General features: G+C 48.9%; 19 protein-coding genes, 1 tRNA gene and 2 riboswitches. Of the genes, 13 read left to right on the top strand and 7 right to left on the bottom strand.

Annotated features, from left to right (window positions below; all coding sequences use genetic code 11):
* The first annotated feature begins 25 nt into the window (after positions 1-25).
* From mnmG to BR86_RS0105685, 11 genes are all read left to right on the top strand, one after another.
* Entirely contained in the window at positions 26-1,939 is a 1,914-nt protein-coding gene (gene mnmG / locus BR86_RS0105745; RefSeq protein WP_051684615.1) for a tRNA uridine-5-carboxymethylaminomethyl(34) synthesis enzyme MnmG, read from the top strand.
* Positions 1,940-2,158: 219 nt separating this feature from the next.
* A complete protein-coding gene (rsmG, locus tag BR86_RS0105740) occupies positions 2,159-2,887 on the top strand; it encodes a 16S rRNA (guanine(527)-N(7))-methyltransferase RsmG (protein WP_031472043.1) in 729 nt (242 codons plus the stop codon).
* Positions 2,888-3,506: 619 nt separating this feature from the next.
* A complete protein-coding gene (locus BR86_RS0105725; protein WP_031472041.1) occupies positions 3,507-4,271 on the top strand; it encodes a ParA family protein in 765 nt (254 codons plus the stop codon).
* Positions 4,272-4,615: 344 nt separating this feature from the next.
* The gene (locus tag BR86_RS0105720) at positions 4,616-5,524 is read left to right on the top strand and encodes a ParB/RepB/Spo0J family partition protein (RefSeq protein WP_051684620.1); all 909 of its coding nucleotides are present in this window, start codon (positions 4,616-4,618) and stop codon (positions 5,522-5,524) included.
* 14 nt (positions 5,525-5,538) lie between these two features.
* Positions 5,539-6,108 carry a DUF4446 family protein gene (locus BR86_RS0105715; RefSeq protein WP_051684614.1) on the top strand — a complete coding sequence of 190 codons (570 nt, stop codon included), beginning with the start codon at positions 5,539-5,541 and terminating at the stop codon, positions 6,106-6,108.
* A 297-nt stretch (positions 6,109-6,405) separates the two neighbouring features.
* Positions 6,406-7,290 carry a DUF3881 family protein gene (locus BR86_RS0105710; RefSeq protein ID WP_031472035.1) on the top strand — a complete coding sequence of 295 codons (885 nt, stop codon included), beginning with the start codon at positions 6,406-6,408 and terminating at the stop codon, positions 7,288-7,290.
* Between the two features lie 175 nt (positions 7,291-7,465).
* Positions 7,466-7,539 (top strand) — tRNA-Arg (locus BR86_RS0105705).
* 126 nt (positions 7,540-7,665) lie between these two features.
* The gene (locus BR86_RS15590; protein ID WP_143099321.1) at positions 7,666-7,938 is read left to right on the top strand and encodes a hypothetical protein; all 273 of its coding nucleotides are present in this window, start codon (positions 7,666-7,668) and stop codon (positions 7,936-7,938) included.
* Positions 7,939-8,139: 201 nt separating this feature from the next.
* Entirely contained in the window at positions 8,140-8,595 is a 456-nt protein-coding gene (locus tag BR86_RS0105695) for a GNAT family N-acetyltransferase (RefSeq protein ID WP_031472030.1), read from the top strand.
* Positions 8,596-8,656: 61 nt separating this feature from the next.
* Positions 8,657-8,980, top strand: a complete 324-nt coding sequence (locus BR86_RS0105690) for a hypothetical protein (RefSeq protein ID WP_004613237.1) — start codon at positions 8,657-8,659, stop codon at positions 8,978-8,980.
* A gap of 35 nt (positions 8,981-9,015) precedes the next feature.
* Positions 9,016-9,441, top strand: a complete 426-nt coding sequence (locus BR86_RS0105685) for an N-acetyltransferase (RefSeq protein ID WP_031472027.1) — start codon at positions 9,016-9,018, stop codon at positions 9,439-9,441.
* Between the two features lie 196 nt (positions 9,442-9,637).
* On the opposite strand, the gene BR86_RS0105680 is transcribed toward BR86_RS0105685, so the two are convergent.
* The 4 genes from BR86_RS0105680 to BR86_RS14575 all read right to left on the bottom strand — a co-directional run bounded on the left by BR86_RS0105680 (position 9,638) and on the right by BR86_RS14575 (position 13,370).
* Positions 9,638-10,381, bottom strand: coding sequence for an energy-coupling factor transporter transmembrane component T (locus BR86_RS0105680; RefSeq protein ID WP_051684613.1), 744 nt, complete (start codon positions 10,379-10,381; stop codon positions 9,638-9,640).
* Positions 10,382-10,404: 23 nt separating this feature from the next.
* Positions 10,405-11,973 (bottom strand): ABC transporter ATP-binding protein, encoded by a 1,569-nt coding sequence (locus tag BR86_RS0105675; RefSeq protein WP_031472023.1) that lies wholly within the window; start codon positions 11,971-11,973, stop codon positions 10,405-10,407.
* Between the two features lie 150 nt (positions 11,974-12,123).
* Positions 12,124-12,720: an ECF transporter S component gene (locus BR86_RS0105670; RefSeq protein ID WP_031472021.1), complete on the bottom strand. Its 597-nt coding sequence runs from the start codon at positions 12,718-12,720 to the stop codon at positions 12,124-12,126.
* A 5-nt stretch (positions 12,721-12,725) separates the two neighbouring features.
* Positions 12,726-13,370 carry a YkoF family thiamine/hydroxymethylpyrimidine-binding protein gene (locus BR86_RS14575; protein WP_081844145.1) on the bottom strand — a complete coding sequence of 215 codons (645 nt, stop codon included), beginning with the start codon at positions 13,368-13,370 and terminating at the stop codon, positions 12,726-12,728.
* A 158-nt stretch (positions 13,371-13,528) separates the two neighbouring features.
* A riboswitch (TPP riboswitch) is annotated at positions 13,529-13,630 on the bottom strand.
* Between the two features lie 396 nt (positions 13,631-14,026).
* Here BR86_RS14575 and BR86_RS0105655 point away from each other — a divergent pair.
* Positions 14,027-14,809: a hypothetical protein gene (locus BR86_RS0105655; protein ID WP_143099320.1), complete on the top strand. Its 783-nt coding sequence runs from the start codon at positions 14,027-14,029 to the stop codon at positions 14,807-14,809.
* A gap of 218 nt (positions 14,810-15,027) precedes the next feature.
* Here BR86_RS0105655 and cytX read toward each other — a convergent pair whose 3' ends face one another.
* The 3 genes from cytX to thiW all read right to left on the bottom strand — a co-directional run bounded on the left by cytX (position 15,028) and on the right by thiW (position 17,823).
* Positions 15,028-16,245, bottom strand: a complete 1,218-nt coding sequence (gene cytX / locus BR86_RS0105650) for a putative hydroxymethylpyrimidine transporter CytX (protein ID WP_031472015.1) — start codon at positions 16,243-16,245, stop codon at positions 15,028-15,030.
* Positions 16,246-17,052 carry a bifunctional hydroxymethylpyrimidine kinase/phosphomethylpyrimidine kinase gene (gene thiD, locus BR86_RS0105645; RefSeq protein WP_031472013.1) on the bottom strand — a complete coding sequence of 269 codons (807 nt, stop codon included), beginning with the start codon at positions 17,050-17,052 and terminating at the stop codon, positions 16,246-16,248.
* A 249-nt stretch (positions 17,053-17,301) separates the two neighbouring features.
* Positions 17,302-17,823, bottom strand: a complete 522-nt coding sequence (gene thiW / locus BR86_RS0105640; RefSeq protein WP_031472011.1) for an energy coupling factor transporter S component ThiW — start codon at positions 17,821-17,823, stop codon at positions 17,302-17,304.
* Between the two features lie 436 nt (positions 17,824-18,259).
* A riboswitch (TPP riboswitch) is annotated at positions 18,260-18,367 on the bottom strand.
* A gap of 307 nt (positions 18,368-18,674) precedes the next feature.
* Here thiW and BR86_RS0105630 point away from each other — a divergent pair.
* Positions 18,675-19,835, top strand: a complete 1,161-nt coding sequence (locus tag BR86_RS0105630; protein WP_031472009.1) for a [citrate (pro-3S)-lyase] ligase — start codon at positions 18,675-18,677, stop codon at positions 19,833-19,835.
* Positions 19,836-20,127: the final 292 nt, after the last annotated feature.

Below are 20,127 nucleotides of genomic sequence, written 5' to 3'. Positions count from 1 at the left end.
AATTATTGATAAAAAGGAAATAGTCATGTCAAGTGTAGTAGAAGAAACCTATGACATTGCCATCGTCGGCGCGGGACATGCCGGCTGCGAGGCGGCGCTGGCCTGTGCCCGCATGGGATTTGAGACCATCGTCTTTACGGTCAGTGTCGACAGCATTGCGCTTATGCCGTGCAATCCCAATGTCGGCGGAAGCTCCAAGGGGCATCTGGTCCGGGAGCTGGACGCGCTGGGCGGTGAGATGGGAAAAAATATCGACAAGACCTTCATTCAGTCCAAAATGCTGAATACATCCAAGGGACCGGCGGTTCATTCCCTCCGCGCACAGGCGGATAAGCGCGAGTACAGCGAAGCCATGCGCACGACCATGGAGAATACGGAACACCTGACGATCCGTCAGGCGGAAGTTGCGGAACTGATCGTGGAGAACGGTGTGGCTGCCGGCGTAAAGACATGGTCCGGCGCCATTTACCATACCAGAGCGGTCGTTCTCTGTACCGGAACCTATCTCCGTGCGCGCTGCATCTACGGCGATGTCAGCAATTATACGGGGCCGAACGGACTTCAGGCGGCCAACCATCTGACGGAATCCCTTGAGAAAGCGGGAATTGAGATCCGACGCTTCAAGACCGGTACCCCGGCGAGAGTCGATAAGCGAACCATTGATTTTTCCAAAATGGAGATTCAGCCGGGAGACGAGCATGTTCAGCCGTTTTCCTTCTCGACTGATCCGGAATCGGTTCAGAAAGAGCAGGAACCGTGCTGGCTGACTTACACCAATGAGGAAACTCACCGGATTATCCGCGAGAATATCGACCGTTCGCCTCTCTATTCCGGCCGGATCAAGGCAAAGGGACCGAGATACTGCCCGTCCATCGAGGATAAGGTGATGAAATTCCCGGATCATGACCGTCACCAGGTGTTCATTGAGCCGGAGGGCCTTTACACCAATGAGATGTATGTGGACGGCATGTCCAGCTCCATGCCGGAAGATGTGCAGTATGCGATGTACCGCACGGTTCCGGGACTGGAACACGTCCGCATTGTCCGCAACGCCTATGCCATCGAGTATGACTGTATCGATGCGAATCAGCTGACCCCGGCGCTGGAATTCAAGAAGATTCCGGGACTTTTTGCGGGAGGTCAGTTTAACGGAAGTTCCGGTTACGAGGAGGCGGCGGTACAGGGATTCATCGCCGGCGTCAATGCGGCGAGAAAGCTTCAGAAAAAAGATCCGGTGATTCTGGACCGTTCCGAAGCCTACATCGGCGTTCTGATCGATGATCTGGTCACCAAGGAAAACTTTGAGCCGTACCGGATGATGACAAGCCGGGCGGAGTACCGGCTTCTTCTTCGACAGGACAATGCGGATCTCCGACTTTCGGATATCGGCCACGAGATCGGACTGGTCAGTGACGAACACTGGGAGCGCGTATGCGAGGAAAAACGGCAGATCGCGTCGGAGATCGCAAGACTGTCCTCCATCAAGGTGGGAGCATCCGCAAAGACCGGCGCCTTTCTGGAGCAGGCCGGAAGCACGCCGCTCTCCACCGCAGCTTCTCTGGCAGAGCTGATCCGCCGGCCGGAACTCAGTTATGAGGCGATTGCGCCGATTGACCCGGACCGTCCGGAGATCACCGATCCGGAGACCATCCGTCAGATCAATATCAACATCAAATATGAGGGATATATCCGCCGGCAGCAGCGCCAGGTAGAGCAGTTCCGGAAGATGGAACACCGGAAACTCAGCCCGAATATGGATTACAGTCAGATCAAGAGCCTTCGGATCGAGGCGGTACAGAAACTGAACGAGATGAAGCCGGAAAATATCGGTCAGGCATCCCGTATCGCCGGCGTATCACCGGCGGATGTGTCGGTCCTGATGGTATGGCTGGAACAGAACCACCGGAGTGGGGACCACGAGAACGGATCCGAAGAGTAAAGAGGACGAAGAAAGCAGAAGAGAGAAAAAGAGACCATAGCCCGGAAAACTCTCCTGTGATGAACAAAGAAAATTTCAAATATATATAAATAAAAATGAATCTTCTTGAATAAATATTCAACAATGACAATCCTTTTTTTGAAGTGATCCGTTGGAAAACGGATGAAACAGATCAACAAAAGACTGCAGAAGCGTCCCGCAGGACGACAGGATGAATCAATGAACGAAGAATTTGTGGCCCGCCTGAAGCGGGAAATGTCGGAGATGGGAATTTCGCTTACCGGAAAGCAGACAGAGCAGTTTTATCACTACTTTGAAATGCTGGTTGAGTGGAATAAGGTCATGAACCTCACGGCCATCACCGAGATGAACGACGTAATAACAAAGCATTTTACCGACAGTGTATCGCTGATTTCCGCCGTAAAGAACCCGGCGGAAATCAGCGGAAGTCTGGTGGATGTCGGGACCGGAGCCGGCTTTCCGGGTATTCCGTTAAAAATTGTTTTTCCGGATCTGGATGTGACACTGGTGGATTCTCTGGGAAAGAGAATCCGTTTTCTGGAAACCTGCGCCGAGGAGAACGGTCTTTCCGGAATTCGTGCCATTCACGCCAGAGCCGAGGATTTCGGACGGATGAAGGAACACCGTGAGGTCTATGATATCTGTGTTTCCAGAGCGGTTGCCAATCTTGCAACGCTGTCGGAGTACTGTATTCCGCTGGTGAAAAAAGGCGGATTGTTTGCTCCGTACAAATCCGGAAAACTGGAAGAAGAGATGCAGATGGCGGATGGTGCGGTGAAAAAGCTGGGAGGAAAAATCGAGAATATCACGGAATTCCGACTCCCGAACGGAGATGAACGAAAAATCGTGATGATCCGGAAGATGACTGCTACGCCAAAGATCTATCCGAGAAAGGCCGGAACCCCTTCCAAAGATCCGCTGCACTGAAAGCACTGGTTTCAGTAATTGCGCTGACAGGTGATTGAATATGTGATTAGATGTTTCACGTGAAACGTTCCTATGGTATAATCAATAAACATAGGGTAATGTTTCACGTGAAACATTTATTTGTTTCATGGGAAAATTCTCCGAAATTCCCTATGAAACAAAAACGCTCCGCGAGGATGCGCACGCCGCTGTAAGCAAATTCACTAAGCTCGAGAAAACCAGCCGCAGCACGCTATTTCACTAAGCAGCATAGCTACCAAGTGAAATATGTGTCGCTAAGAGCTTCGCCAAGGAAGCTGTCACCTAACGGTGACCAGCGGCGGCGCGCAAAGTCTCCGGGGCGCTCTCGGGATTGCGGAGATGAAGAAAACGAAGTACGCTTGCGGACGGCATTCTTTTACCGCAATGGACAGGAACACAGCAAAACTGTTCCGGGAAGACGAGCGGATCTTTTGAAATAACGGTTATGATTTTAAACGGATTAAAAAAAGTAAAATGCATAATATGCATAAAAGACGATGAGCGCGATTGAGCACGATATGTCTTTGAAAGAAAAAAGAGAAAAAAGAGATCCGAAGAGACAGTCGGAAGAAAAACAGAGAGAGAACGGAAGGATAACATGAGCAAGATCATTGCGATAGCGAATCAGAAGGGCGGCGTCGGAAAGACGACGACAGCGATCAATCTGTCGGCCTGCCTGGCAGAAAAGAAAAAGAAGGTCCTGGCGGTAGACATGGATCCGCAGGGAAACATGACAAGCGGCCTCGGTCTTCCAAAGGGAGAAATCGACAATACCGTGTATGAGTTGATGATGGGAGATGCTTCCTTTGAAGAGTGCGTGCAGAGGGGAGCAGAGGATTCTCTTGATGTCATTGCTTCTGACAGTGATCTGGCCGGTGCGGAGATCGAACTTCTCAGCACGGAAAAGAAGGAAAAGCGCCTGTCGGAAGTTCTGGAGAAGGTTCGGGACCGGTACGATTTCATTGTCATTGACTGTCCGCCGTCCCTGAGTCTTCTGACGCTGAATTCCCTTACCGCGGCAGACAGCGTGCTGATTCCGATCCAGTGTGAGTATTATGCACTGGAAGGTCTCTCCCAGGTTCTGCGCACGGTGGAACTGGTATCCAAAAAGATGAATCCGAATCTGAAACTGGAAGGAATTGTCTTCACGATGTTTGATTCCAGAACAAATCTGGCTTCGGAAGTGGTGAATAATGTGCACGAGAATTTCCAGGGACACATTTTCAAGACACTGATTCCGAGAAATGTACGGCTTGCGGAGGCACCGAGCTTCGGTCTTCCGATCAATCATTATTCTTCCCGATCCAGCGGCGCGGAAAGTTACCGCAGTTTGGCAAAGGAAGTTATCCGTCTGAACCGGTAATCACCCGGGAATTCAGCGAATTCTGATCAGAAAGTTATCGGAGAAAGGAAGGATCGGACATGTCAAAAAGAAGGGGACTCGGAAGAGGACTGGAATCATTTTTCGGAGATATTGAAGAAAAAAAGGCGGAGCAGCGCGAGGAAAAAGTCAATTCCGGGGAGAAAACGGAAGCGAAGGAAATAAAGAATGAAAAGAAGAATGAAAAGAAATCCGCTCCGGCCGTGAAAAAGGCGAATACAGAGCCAAAACGGAAAAAAACAGCGGCATCAAAAAAGAAAAATGAGAGTTCCTCTGCCCAAAAGACCGCAAAAAAAACAGAATCCGGCAGAACGGAACCAAAGAATATCGAGCCGGTTCTCACCGATCCGGAGATTCCGGTTTCGAAAAAAGAAAAAACTTCGGAGAGAACCGCGGAACCGCAGAAGAATTTTATCGGGCTGACGGAAGAGGGAATGGCACAGAAGGTAAGCCTTGCGCTGATTGATGCCAATTCGGAGCAGCCGAGAAAGAAATTCAATGAAGAGGAACTGGCGGAGCTGGCCGCTTCCATCCGTACCTACGGGGTACTGCAGCCGCTGATTGTCACCAAAAAGAATGAGCGGTATGAAATCATCGCCGGAGAGAGACGATATCGTGCCTCCAAACTGGCCGGACTGCGTGAAGTTCCGGTGATTGTGCGGGATTACAGCCGTCAGGAGATGATGGAGGTTTCTCTGATCGAGAATATTCAGCGGTCCGATCTGAACGCGATTGAAGAGGCAAAGGCTTATCATACGCTGATCACGGACTTCGGACTGACACAGGAGGAGATCTCCACCAGAGTGTCCAAGAGCCGTGTCGCGGTTACCAACAGCATGAGACTGTTAAAACTGGATGAAAAGGTTCAGAACATGCTGGTAGACGGTAAACTGACCGCCGGACATGCGAGAGCCCTTCTTGGGCTGACCGACCGCGAACAGCAGGCAGCGGTCGCGGAAAAGATCGCAGCAAAAGAACTCAGTGTTCGCGAGACCGAACAGCTGGTGAAGAAGCTGACGCAGCCGGAACCGGATACAAAGAAGGAGCCGGCTGAAAAAGAAAATGACAAACTGGGGATTTTTTACCGCGAGCTGGAAGACCGGCTGAAAGAGGCGATGGGGACAAAAGTTCAGATTCGCAGGAAAGAACAGGGCCGCGGCAGAATAGAGATTGAATACTACTCTGCGGATGAGCTGGAGCGGATTTCAGAGATGCTTCAGTCCCTTCGTGATTAAGGAGATATCGAAAAATGGAAAACAGCATTTTAAACCATTTTCCCGTTGATCCGGGAATTATTCTGATTACGCTGATGGTGATTACGGTGATCTCTCTGGTGATCATGGCCGGAGTAATCTTTCAGTACCGGAGACTTTACCGGCGCTATGACGTTTTTATGAGAGGAAAAGATGCCGAGACACTGGAGGATGTCATTCTGGATCTGGTGGATGAGACGGAGGATCTCCGGAATTCTGCCAATGCCAATCAGGAGAAGATGGATTATGCGATGGAGATCGTAAAGTCCAGTTTCCGGAAACTTGGCATGGTAAAATACAACGCATTTAAGGGAATGGGCGGAAACCTCAGTTTTGCCATCGCTCTTCTCGATGAAAACAACACCGGATTTGTTCTGAATTCGGTTCACTCCAGAGACGGCTGCTATCTCTATATGAAGGATGTTCTGGAAGGTCGGACGGAGGTTCTTCTCGGAAATGAGGAGAGAGAGGCCCTGGAGCAGGCACTCGGATATATCGGAAAACCGGGAAGAAGCAGAAGAAAGGAAAATCCGCAGGAGGAAGAAGAGGCGGAGGAGGAAATCTGAGTCACGCGAGTAATGATCTCCGGGGGTGCGCTCGCAGGGCCGCAGGGATTCTGATTTATGCGGCTGATCCGCCAAAGCCCACACCCCGGTGAGGCCCTCGAGACTGCCGCGAAACGATCAAAATCCGCGTAGCGTGTTTCGACTTGTGACTGCAGCAAAATGGTTTTTCTGCGAAAGATTTTCTAAGAAAGTTCTTTCGAGAATCCTGTGGTTGTTAAGATTTTTCCCGATACGGGGAAGAATGCAAGATATCATTTTGATGGTCACCCGTGAAATTGTCGTAGTGGAAGGAAAAGTATGCATAAGTTTCTGAGAACCATCGGTTTTTCCAATTACAGACGGGAAAATGAAGTGAAAGCGCTGTTGGAAGTCCTGTCCAGAGAATCGGACAATGCCCGTTTTTTCCAGACGGATCGCGACAGCACGCTCTGTGAGATCCGGAATGAGGTCGCACCGGGACTCGGCATCGCGATGTTCGGACAGATGAATGATCGGGATGAGCTGGATATCCGCTATTATTACCCGTATATTGAGAGCGGACTGGTTTCCTCCAAAGAGCAGTGTACGATTCAACGTCATGCCGAGAAGGAGACATTTGCAGGCATGCTGGACGAATATGCGGTCGGAGTGTCACTGATTTTTTATCTGCTGAATCCAATCGAATACCGGGATAAATTCATGAAATACGGTCCGCGTCTGGATGTTTCGGGCGTCCGGCTTTCCGCACTGGCGAGTGAGGGAACAATTCTTCTGCCGATTCAGTTTACAGAGAAACAGAAAGAGAAGGATATCATTCTGACATCCAAGAGAAATGAGATGCTGAAGGCGGCCCGTGACGGCGATGCGGAGGCGATGGAAGCGCTGACGTTCAGCGAGTATGATCTCTTTAATCAGATCATCAAGCGGGTGGAAAATGAAGATATCTATTCGATTGTCGATTCCACGTTCCTTCCGTCCGGTCTGGAGAGTGACCAGTATCAGGTGCTCGGCATGATCGAGGATCTGAAAGAAAAAAAGAACCGGATCACGGAGGAAATCGTCTATGATATGCTGATCCGCTGCAACGGAATCCGTTTCCGCGTTGCGGTCAACCGAGAGGATCTTCTCGGAGAGCCGGCAGTCGGCCGCCGTTTTAAGGGGAAAATCTGGATGCAGGGCATCGCGAATTTTACCGTGGCGTGATTTCGATGGAATGTGATTTGTTAATTTGGAGCTCAATTGGAGTTTTATTGGCGTCTTATTGGAACTTTGGAATTTAGTTTTTGAAATCTCCGGCCTTTATTTGACGGAAATATAAAAAGACAGTATAATAATCGGGTGGCTGCAGGAATTGCAGTCGCCCGATCATTTTCTTTTTGTTTGCGTAGCTCAGCTGGATAGAGCGTCCGCCTCCTAAGCGGAAGGTCGCGCGTTCGAATCGCGTCGCGAACAGGATTTACAGGCGGAATTTCGTTGAAAGACGGAATTCCGCTTTTTTACGTGGCTAACTCGCCAAAGCCTGTGCCTGCAGTCGCCGACCGGAAAATGCGGTCAAATATGTTTTTACTAAAGCTGCTTATGAAAGTACTTCTACTGCCGGTTATGCTGGTTCTCTTCGTGCTGAGAGTGCTTGTTAAGATCGGTATCGAACTTTCTTCCGTCATTGTTGGCGGATTGATTCTGATCATCCTTGGCTGTATCATCTACGTCATCGTTCAGCAGATGTGGCCGTCCATGTGGATCCTGATTGCCATGGTAGCCGTTCTGATCATGGTGACTGCCGGTGCCGGCATACTGGATGTACTTTTGGAGGAAGCCAGTATCAACCTTGGTTTATTGATGCAATCTTGAAGTTTTCTTGATCCTAACACACTTTGTTAATGATCTTGTGGTATGATTGCGGAAAAGTCAGAATGAAATGGTCCCGACAACTCGGGATTTGTAGGGGCTATGGATATGGACTGGAAAGACCGGGAGAAAAGCCAGGATCAGGATTCCTGATGATACAGAGCTAAGATTGAGATCGGATTAGGATTATTAGGAGAAAACAAAATGGACTATGAGTATGCTAAAGAGAAGGATATAAAAGAGCTGTATGATCTCCAGCTGCGTGCATTTGAAAGCGAAGCTGAGATGATCAACAGCAGGAATGTGCCTGCCCTGATGGAGTCGTATGAGGAGAACCGCGCAGACTTCATCAACTGGACAGTCCTGATCAAGCGGGATGATTCAGGGAAAATAATAGGTGCTGTAAGATGCAGGGAGAACGGCGATCACATCGAAATCGGTCGTCTTATGGTTGCGCAGGAACACAGGAACAGGGGTATAGCGACTGACCTGATGACAGCAGTTGAAGAACTGACACAGGCAAAAGCTTTTGAGCTTTATACATGTACAAAAAGCTATATCAATATCAACCTGTACGAGAAGCTAGGCTATAAGATATATAAGGTGGAGCAAGGTCCCAGCGATCTTTCATTTGCATATATGAGAAAAACGCTTGATTAGGCTGACAAATTCGAATTTATCAGAAAATGAAGAATAGTTGAAATGGAGGCGCTATAATAACATGAAGATTGAAGGGAACCAGAAAGAACTGGATGCAATGGTAGAATTTCATAAGGGAAACCGTGTCGAGGGACTGAGACTGCAAGAAGAATTTGCAGCGGAATTTCGTAAGGAGTATAAAGACAAAGATCACTGTCCTTGCCTGAAAGCCTGTCGTTATCACGGAAACTGTAAGGAATGTGTAGCAATCCACAGAGCGCATCAGGAACATGTTCCTAATTGTATGCGACCATTGATTAATAAAAAATTGAAATTGATGTCAGAATTAACAGAGCATACCTTGGCAAATGAAATAGAAGCTCCACATGAGATTTTAAGAAAATAGGCAAGTCAAATTCAAGTTTATGGAGAGTCACCGTTATGATTAGAGAATTTCAAAGGGAAGATATAAATAAAGTTGCAAATATATGGTTGGATACAAATATAAAGGCACATAATTTTATCCCCGCCGAATACTGGAAAAGCAATTTCCAATCAGTAAAAGAAGCGTTGTTACTAGCAGAGGTTTATGTGTATGAGTATGATACAGAAATACAGGGTTTTATAGGGTTAAATGATGAATATGTTGAGGGTATTTTTGTTTCTGGTGAAATGCAATCGCAGGGTATAGGTAAAATTCTGCTGAATTATGCAAAGGATAAAAGGAATAAGTTGCACTTGAACGTATACCAAAAGAACGCACGGGCAATATCTTTTTATAAGAGAGAAGGATTTGAGATTCAGCATAGTGGCTTAGATGAGGCTACCGGAGAAAAAGATTATGTAATGACATGGCAACACAAATAGAAATTCCAGTTTGTCGTCCTCTTAAAATGCATATGACTCTTACATAGCCAGGTGCTTACCCAGTGTCCTGGCTATTTTGCTGCCCTTTTCCTGCAGGTGCACATGTAGGTGAAGGGCTTTTTTTATTTTCCGCGGCTAACTCGCCAAAGCCTGTGCCTGCAGTCGCCGACCGGAAAAAGCGACTGTGAAATACAAATCAGATTTTGAGAAAAACCATCCCCGCAAGGATTCCCACGATCAGAACCGCAAAGAAGACGATATCGTACCATTTCACCGAAGGGATCCGGTAAAAGGTGCGGTTTCTTTTTCCGCTAAACCCCTTGGATTCCATGGACATGGCAACGGAGGAAGACCAGCGGATGCTGTTGACCAGCATGGTGAAGAGAGGCTTCATGGACAGCGGGCCGGCAGGAATCCCACGCACCGCAAAGGCAGTGCGAACCTGCTGATATTCCCGCATCATATGAGGCATGAGATTGTATGCGGCAAGAATGCTGTAGGCAAACTTCGGGGAGAGACGGCATTGATGCATCAGTGAAAAGATAAAGTCTTCCCCATTGGTCGACAGCGCAAAGAAAATGCCGAGGCCGGCAAAAGCGAGAAGTCTGGTCGACAGCTGCAGCGCCGTGCGCAGATTCTGTGACATGGCCGCGCGGACGGCGTAGGGAACACCGGAGATTCCGGTCAGTTCCGCATCCGTGACCGAATTTCCTTTTGCGTACAAAAGTCCCATCATAAACAGCCCGAACGCGGCAAGAAATGCCGGAATCAGGATCTTTCCGATCCGGGAAGGACGGGCGTCCGAAAAGAGCAGAAGACCGGCAAGGCAAAGCATAAAAAGAATCAGATTCAGGCTGATCAGATAGGAGAAAGAGAGCAGGATCGCGCCGATCATGACAGCCGCAGCCTTGACGGATGGGTTCAGGTTTTCCAGTTTCATTGAGTCATCTTTCCTTTCTGTCTTTATAACAGTGAGAGCGGATCCACCGGAAGAAGCCGGCGATCGGTCAGTTCATAAACCCGATCAGCGTACATTCCCGCAAGTGTCCGGTCATGGGTGATGAAAATGACGGTAAGGCCGTCTTCTTTTATCCGGTTTTCCAGATGCTCCATGATTGCCGCGGTTCCGCGATAATCCTGTCCATAAGTCGGTTCATCCAGAAGAAGGATTTTCTGCCCTCCGGTAAGAACGGAGAGAACGGCAAGACGACGCTGCTGTCCCTGGGAGAGCATATACGGCGAGTAGCGCATTTTGTCGGAAAGACCGTAGAGCTCAAGGAGTTTTTCTGCTTTTTCCTTTAATGACGTTTCGGAAAGTCCTTTATTCCAGATGCGGAGTCCTTCCACCACTTCCTCATAGACATTCTGGGTGATAAACTGGTTTGCCGGATTCTGAAAGACAATGCCGATTTTTTGGTAGAGATCTTTTTTCCGCAGCGATCGAAGCTCCCGCCCCTCAAGAACAATTTTTCCAAAGTAGGGATGCTGCTTTAGGACAGAAAGAAACGTGGTGGTCTTTCCGATGCCGCTTTTTCCGAGAACCGCGGTCATAGTGCCTTTCTCAAACGAAACGCAGGCATTTTCCAGAAGAAGGTGAGAATCCTCTCGAGAATACGGGATGGAAAGATCCTCAAAGCGCAGGATCGTTGATTCATCCGGTGCGGAGATCTGCGGAGAGAACGTCGGAGCGGAAGAACGGGGGGAAGAATCGAGAAATTTTGCATCTCCGGTCGGATCGGAGAAGGAACCGGAATGATTCTTTCTTTTCCGGTCCCGGATTTCAAAGAGTCCTTCCCGGTCAAAGAGATCCCGGAAAGAATCCAGATTATCCCGGTGGATGCCCCGTGCCAGAATCCGGGCGCCCTCTCCGAGGACAATGAATTCGTCGGCAGTGTCTTTCCAGAGATCAATCCGGTGATCGATGGCGACAATCGTAGTCCCCCTTTCCCGCAGGCGGCGGATGAAGGATAGAAGCTGCAGCGCATTTTCCCGGTCCACATTGGCAAAGGCTTCGTCGAGAACGAGAATCCGGCTTTTCAGCGCATCAATGCAGGCCAGAAGCGCGATCTGTTTTTCGCCGCCGGAGAGGAAACACAGCTTACGGTCTAAAAGATCTTCCACAGAGAAAACTCTGGCGGTTTCCTGAATGCGCCGGTCCATCTCTTCCGGTAGAATTCCAATGTTTTCCAGACAGAAGATCAGTTCCGAGCGGAGCGTATCCATGCAGAACTGTAAATCCGGGTTCTGAAAGACAAATCCGAGATATTTCGCCCGCTCATTCACCGCCAATTCCGATACTTCCTTTCCGAAAAGACGGATGCTGCCGGATTCAAGATAACCGCCATTTTCCGGATAGAGACCGGCGATGAGCGCCGAGAGGGTGCTTTTCCCGCATCCGCTGGCGCCCATGAGAACGGTAATCGTTCCTTCTTCAACGGACAGACGGGCATGGTCGATCACATTCCGTTTTCCATTCCGGAAATAGCGGAAAATGACATCGCTCAGATCGATTGCGGTGTTGGAAGTCGTCATTTGCTTCTCCTTATTGCAGTATGGCCCGCGACTGCGGAAGTTCGCAGTGCGGGCTGTTTACAGCAAAAGACCGGAAGTCATCTGCTGGGATAAGGAAAGAGAAAATGTATCGTGTTCTCCTTCCTGTTTTATCATGGAATATTCCGAAACTTATGCCAGCGCGTCCTCGTCATCGCAGATCGCATAACCGCGAAGAACCCCTGCCTTTGAGAGTCTGTCACCGAGGATCGGTGTGAGGATACCGCAGAAAAAGACGGCGCTGATGATGCGGACAATTAGCATTACTCCCAGAACCGGGAGGGCAATCATATTATATCCGCTGACAAAGCAGTTGTAGATCAGTGTGAGTACGGAGCAGACCACTGCGGACGTGATCATGACCGGACGGCTGAAAACGAGATATTTTTTCAGCGCGATCGGAAGTTCGATGCCGATGCCCTGAACGACACCGGACAGGATCACGATTGGTCCGAAGAAGTTTCCGAGGAGCGTTTCAATGATGGCGGCGAGAATCTCCGCGATCATGCCGGTTCCGGGTTTTCTCATGATGTAAATGCAGAATGCCGCCGGCATGAAATAGATTCCGTAGAACGGTTCATAGCCGAGCGAGCCCATTCCGGCCGGGGCAAGGAGACCGTACAGAATGCCGCCGGCGTAGGTCGCACCGAGAAGCAGGATGCCGAAGAGTACCGCGCAGATGGCGATCATCAGCGCATCTTTTAATTTCCATTCATTGTTCTTTGTCATGATCATCACTCCTTTGTCGGGCTGTTGCAGTTAACGGTAAAATGCAGAATATAATGGGGCACGGCGGATTCATCCATGAGAGCGCAGACATCCCGGAGATAGTCAAAGACCTCATGCACATCCCCGCTGATCCGTGTTGCGTAATGGATGGTGGTTGGCTCAAGGCCGCGGTCCTGTGCCATGTACCATACTTTGGCAATGTCGTCGATATAATTGCCGACGCCCATCGGATAGAGCGCAAGTTTGCATTTTACCGGAAAATGGATTCCTTCCGCCGATTTCGCATTCGGCGCTTCGCCATCCTTTTCCAGCAGGCTGTCACCGGCAATATCTCCCGGGCATCCCTTGGAGAACTGTCCTTCCAGCGCCATATGCACGCCGGAACGGTAGGCGTTGACAAACAGTGCTTTCACCGCATCTGCAACGTACGGAAGTTTTCCGCGGTAGACGGTCGAGAGAGCGTCTGTTTCGCTCCAGACATAAGAGGTATCCGTCTTTTCAAGAGAACCGAGAATGATGTCAACGTAGCGGTCCGTCATCGGATACAGTGTGAATCGGCATCCGGCGATCGGAAGATCGGTTCCTCTTCCTTCCCAGGGAAGATCCTCTCTTGTACTGCAGACATTGCATCCGCAGGAATTGTTATCCATGTGTTGTCTCCTTTCTTTCGGCAGGACCGCGTATTTTGCGGTCCGGTTGAGGTGATGAGTCATTGCAGCATTTTGAGAGAAACGCTATTCCGGTGAAGTAAAGTAAAGAAAAAAAGGAGCCTTCTTACTCGTAAGAAAGCTCCGAAAAATAGCCTGCGGCTGATATCGAATTTCTTCCCTACGCCGGTATTAGCCGGATCAGGTTCAAAGGGTCAGACGGTTTGTCCTCTCAGCTCCGAAGAGTTCCCCCAAAATTGCGATTCCTATAAAAAATGTTGCTTTTGTTGCATTATATTTTGAAATTTATGGATTGTCAACGCTGAAATCAAGAAATATAAAGAAAATTTAATGGAATTTTCTCATTTATTGATGAATAAAATATCATGTTGGAGCCTTGCGGATGAAACGAAAAAGGAGAGGAGTGAAAATACCAAAGAGGAGAAGGAAGCGGTTTCGAATGGTATAATAGCTTCTACTTAGCGAGCAAAGCGAGCTTAGTAGAACTAATACCAAACCCTTAACGAGATCAAGTCGGAGACGCAGATCGAGTTTAGTTGTTGTGGTAAAATAGAAATAGAGCAGAACCGGCTGAGAAAAGAATAGGAAAGATGCATCATCAGTCCGGAATAAATGACGGAAGAAAAGGTTGGAAGAAGATGAAAGAATACAAGGGGAAAAATCTGGAGTTTGACGGGCAGACACTGTTTATCGGATATCAGCTGGAATATGCCGGGAAAACAGTCCTTTCGGGCATCAATCGAAAAGCGGAGCGGCCAATGCCGATCTGGCTGGAGATCGATCCAGATGTGGAACAGAAGGAAGAAAGATCGAATTGTTTTGAACATAAAGAGAGCGGTGAGCGTGCAGAGAGTAGAGGGAACGGGAAGTTTCGCCTTATTTCTTCACCGCAGGAAATCCATGTGCTTCAGCTCTTTGTTATGAATGAGATGATTCAAAAAGGGGAGATTCCGGAGAACTTCTTTCAGAAACCGGATCCGGAGGATAAGATCATCGGAAAATGGATATCGTCCATCCAGTTCTGGAAGAAAGAAAAGAAACATACCGATGCCATGATCTTGAATCTTCGGGAGAATGGCACCTATGAGATGACATGGCAGCCGGAAATGATTCCGGGGGAATTTGCGATGGAGAGAGTCGGAGAGGCATTCCGGAAACCGGAGTCGGACCGGAGGATGGTGACCGGAAGATGGAGAAAACTGGACGATCATCTTCAGAGAGTAAAAAAGCCGGACCCATATGCGAACCGGGATTACCGGCTTATGGAGGAAGCGGACGCTCCTTATGGGAAGGTGCCGGTGGTGGCAGTTCTTCACAAAAGTCTGATCACGCATAAGCCGGCGCTCACCGTGACCTTCTATTCCGCGGAGGGAATGGAGGAGACGCTGCAGGTGACATTTTACCGTCCGGATATGGTTTGACGGAAGCGGTGACCCGCGGTTGGAGGAAAAAACGCTTATGCTTTTTCTTTTTCGGAGCAAGATGGAATCTTCATGGATCACACCATGCGATAGGGCAGTTTGAAGACATTACACAGAACATGAAAAAAGTGCTGTAAACGGCTTGACTGAGCGGCTTACAGCACTTTTTGGATTCTAAAATGGCGCGATTTTATTGCCTAAGGGGTGGATTTGTCCGGTTAAGAGGAAAAATATCGCGTCTGAGAGCCTGTTTGAGACGGAATATTTTCGTTCCGTCTGTTTATCATGAGATTGACGGCGGCACAGAGCAGGATGGTGATGACCATGTCCGGAAGCGTATTTCCGACAACAATATCCACCCGCATCAGAATGCGATACAGGATAAAACCGATCAGCCATAAAAACAGATTCGGAAGGTTGAAGGAGCGGTGCTCGTCTCTCTTTTTTAAAATAAAGAAATCCGCAATCTGGATCGCAATCATCGGAGCAAATACCGATCCGATGAAATAGAGGAATTCGGTGATATCATAAAGCGGAAGAAATATTGCGCCCAGAGTACCGATCACTGTGACGGCGATGGCAACGGCTTTTCCGTTGATTTTTCCGGGAAGCGATTCACTGGACACACCGGCAGAGTAGGCATCCAGAAAGGTTGTGGTAACGGTGGAGAATACGATGATCAATAGCCCCGCGATGCCGAGCCCCGCTTTCATCATGATCTGTGCCACGTCGGATTCAGCTGTGAAAATCGCAGCACCCATGCCGATCACATACATCCAGCAGCTCACGAGCCCATAGGTAACCGCACTGACGGCAGTTGCTGCAGCCGGCTTTTGAGCCTCACGGGTATAATCGCTGATCAGCGGAAGCCAGGACAGCGGCATGGCAACGGAAAGCTCGACCGCCGCACCAAAGGTCATATCTTCGCCGCTGACGTTCGGGACACTGCTGTTTTGAAAAATGACGAAGCAAAGCACAATGGTCAGAAGGAAGAGTGCGGTCATGGCGGCGGTATTCACCTTGCCGAGATTCTTGATTCCGATCAGAATCCAGAGAATAATCAGTGCGCCGATGACCGTACACCATATCCAGTTTCCGATGGGAAAGATCCCATTTACCGCGAGGGCTCCGTCAAAAATCATGATTGCTGTCCAGCCGGCAAGCTGAAGGATATTCAGAACGGAAAAGAGCAGGGCACCTTCCGTTCCGAAGCTCATCTTTGCGGTTTCCATTGCGCTTTTTCGCATGCTTCCGCCGATCAGACCGGCAAGAAAAAGCATGATGCATCCGATGACATGACCGATCAGAATGGCAAGGAGTCCCTTGGTAAAACCAAGGGGAGCCAAATACGTTCCGGTGATGATCTCCGCGATGGAAACGGCAGCGCCGAACCAGATTAAGCCGTTCTCAAAAACCGATGTGCGTTTCTCTTCCATCTATTTTCCCTCCTTTGCGAATTCACCTGTGAGGTCAAATGCATGGTTCATCGGTCCGGAACCGGCTCCCAGATTCAGCATGGCTGCCAGTGCACCGGAGATATAATCCTTTGCTCTTTGTACCGAGTCCGCAAGCGAAAAGCCTTTGGCAAGATTGGCGGCAATGGCACTGGAGAGCGTACATCCGGTTCCATGGGTGTTGGGATTATCAATTCGTTTTCCCTCAAACCAGATCAGTTTGCCGTCGGTATAGAGCAGATCATTTGCATCATTGATGCTGTGACCGCCTTTGAGAAGAACGGCGCAAGAACAGCTTTCTCCGATTTTCCGGGCTGCCGCCAGCATATCGTCCTTTGTGTGAATGGTCATCCCGGAGAGAACTTCGGCTTCGGGAATATTCGGCGTGACAAGGGCCGCGACGGGCAGCAGTTTTTCGGTCATGGTCATAACCGCATCCGTCTTCAGCAGAGAAGAACCGGAGGTTGCTACCATAACCGGATCCACAACGATGTTTCTGGCGTCATAATGCCGCAGCCGATCTGCAATCACACAGATCAGTTCGCTGGACGACACCATGCCGATTTTTACGGCATCGGGATAAATGTCTTCGAATACCGCGTCAATCTGCTGTTTCAAAAAATCAGGTGTGGATTCCTGAATGGCTCTCACACCGGTTGTGTTTTGTGCGGTTAAGGCCGTAATGGCACTCATGGCATAGACACCATTCATTGTCATGGTTTTGATATCTGCCTGAATACCGGCGCCTCCGCTGCAGTCACTTCCTGCAATGGTCAATGCTGTTTTCATGATCATTTTTCTCCTTTCGTTGTTTCAGCATCGTTTTCTATAGCGGCAGAAGGTGGTGCTCCCAATCTGTCGCTTGTGATAAGCCCGGGACGCATTTGGCGCCGCGGGCCTTTCATCGGATTTCGTTGTGGTAATTCTGTGTTTTCGTTTTGGCTGTTCATACTCTGCCGTTTGGAAACAGAGATATCAATGGCCTTATCTCGCATCGTTTTGCGGTTTTATGCATTTTAAACCGGTTGTCATATTAACTCATGGCCGGTCAAGTGTCTCCTGCATGGTATGGAGAATGCCGGCATGTTTCAGGCTGCAGATCAAAACCGCGGAGATTGCGGCTCCTCCTGCCGTGGAGATGAAAAACGGCAGGACAAATGCATAAAATGCAAGACCGGCTGCGCTCTGCCCCATAAATAAAACGGCGATCGGGTATGCGCACAGGCCGCCCAAAACGGCGGTGCCGAATACTTCACCGGCCAGTGTCTCGCCGGTTTTTTTCGTTTTGGCATAGATGACACCGCACACCAGTGCGCCGAACATGCTGCCGGGAAATGCCAGGAGACTTCCGAGACCAAGAAAATTCCGGATCAGGGAGGCGGCAAATGCGGCACATACTCCATAGACGGGGCCGAGTAACACCGCACACAGAATGTTGACCATGTGCTGAACCGGGGAACATTTGCTCCCGAAAACCGGGAACGAAAAGAGGCTCCCGACAACCGCAACGGCGCAGAATACACCTGCAATCGCTAATTTTCTGGTATTTGTCTTATTCATTCTTTTTCTCCTTTGATTTACGCGAACAACGGGTCAAAGTCTTTTATGTTTGGCACCTCGCGCTGATTATGGAAACGTCTGTTTCAGCGGCGATTCCTCGTGGCGCAGTGATTTGGCAATAACTGCATGGAAGTTCGGTCGATGCTTTATGGCATCCTCTCACGCCGGAACACGGCTTCCCATCGCTGATCTACAAGACTCAGGGCGCTCCCCCTCAGTCCGCCACAGATGTGGATTACGTTTCCTCCTTTCTCAAAGGATGAGCAAAACGGCAGATCCGCTAAGCTCGAAAACACAGTTTCCGCGATATTTCGCGGGTTTCCCCTCAGTGCCCCATGTTCTTACGGCCGGAAAATGTCGGTTCATGCAAGCATGACAGCCGCCTGCCGGTCTTTTGCAGCAAAAACAGGAGGATACCTTTTGCGGTATCCTCCTGTAACAGAGCGAAAGTGTTTCCTACGGCGGCATTATCCACATCAGGTATAAGGGTCGAAGGTGTTTCCTTCCTCTCAGCCTGTCCATACAAGCTCCCCTGAATTTATTTTTGGTCAATAGTACACCTTGATTTAAAGAAATACAATAGTTTTCAGAAAATCAGCAAAAAAACATCAACGCATGAGAAAAATAAATAAATCGATCTGCGGATGCTGCAAAATGACAAAGGTGGATTTCGTTCTGTTCCGCTGTGACAGGAAAAAGAGAACCAAAATGTTTCACGTGAAACATTTTAAGCAGACAGATGCACGGAAGAAAAAAATGGCATGCACGCATAATCTGTGTTAGAATCAACGCTGCGAATCAAAGAAAGAATGAAGAAAAAATCAAAAAGAAAGAATCAATTTGGAGGAACCATGTCAGAATACTCAATCGGAGAGGTCACAGCAAGTGATTCTTACAGCCGGGCAGCGGTAAAAGCGCTTCTGGAAAAAGAGGGAATCCGTCTGGATGCCAATCTGGATTACACCTGTGCCATGTATGATGAAGATATGAATGTCATTGCGACAGGAAGTCTTTTTATGAATACGCTTCGCTGCATGGCAGTGAGCAGCGATCATCAGGGAGAGGCACTGATGAATGAGATCGTGACTCATCTGGTACAGAAACAGATGGAGCGAGGAATGATGCATCTGTTTTTGTATACCAAATGCGATACGGCGAAATTCTTTGCCACGATGGGATTTTATGAGATTGCCCGGATAGAGGGACACCTTGTGTTTATGGAGAACCGCAGAGATGGATTTTCTTCTTATCTGAAACAGCTTCGCTCCGAGACGGAAGCGCAGCTCACGGAAAAAGGAGGAGAATTTGCCGGATGGGCGAAGGAAGATACGGACGAAAAAACGGAGAAAAAACGGGAAGATAAATCGGACGAAAAGCAGGACGAAAAGACAAAGAAGATTGCGGCGGTCGTCATGAATGCGAACCCGTTTACCCTCGGACACCGGCATCTTCTGGAAACGGCATCCAAAGACCATGATCTGGTACATGTGTTTGTGGTCAGTGAGGATGCCAGCCTCTTTCCATTCCATGTGCGGAAAAAACTGGTGATGGAGGGAAGCCGGGATCTTTCGAATCTCATCTATCACGAGAGCGGACCGTATATCATCAGCAATGCGACATTTCCCAGCTATTTCCAGAAGAGCGGAGAGGATGTTATCCGCGGACACGCGCTGCTGGACCTGAATATTTTCGGTCATATCGCGGAGGAACTCGGGATTACCGAGCGATTTGTCGGAGAGGAACCGCGAAGTCAGGTGACGGGAATCTACAATGAGATCATGCATGAAGAACTGCCGAAACTGGGGCTTCGATGTGTGGAGATTCCCAGACTCAGGAACTCCGAAACGGATGAGGTGATCAGTGCATCGGATGTCAGAAGTGCGCTGAAAAGCAGTGACGTTCAGTCGCTGGAGAGACTGCTTCCGAAGACAACACTCGATTATGTAAAGAGTGAGGATGCAAAGCCCGTGCTTGAGGCAATTCGCGGAGCACAGGATGTGATTCATTACTGATGGAAAGTCTTAAATGTAAAAAGATGTCATCGGGAAATGTCAGTTGAATAAAAAGATACAGAAAAGCGTCTGTCTGAGAAAATCGGGCAGGCGTTTTTTATGTCATAGGGAAGTGCTCCGCGAGGATCCGTGATGGAGCAGGATGGAGGCAGACCAAAAAGCATACATGGTATAAAAGACTACATAATGAAATAAAGATAACCGCAAAACATTGACACAATAGCCCTGATGAGTATAATACAAAAAGTAGTTAAAATATTTTAAATGAAATTCATTTGGGAAAGGACGCGAT

Source organism: [Clostridium] aminophilum DSM 10710 (assembly GCF_000711825.1).
In the GTDB taxonomy this organism is placed as follows: domain Bacteria; phylum Bacillota; class Clostridia; order Lachnospirales; family Lachnospiraceae; genus Clostridium_R; species Clostridium_R aminophilum.
This window is presented reverse-complemented; position numbering and strand designations above follow the sequence as displayed.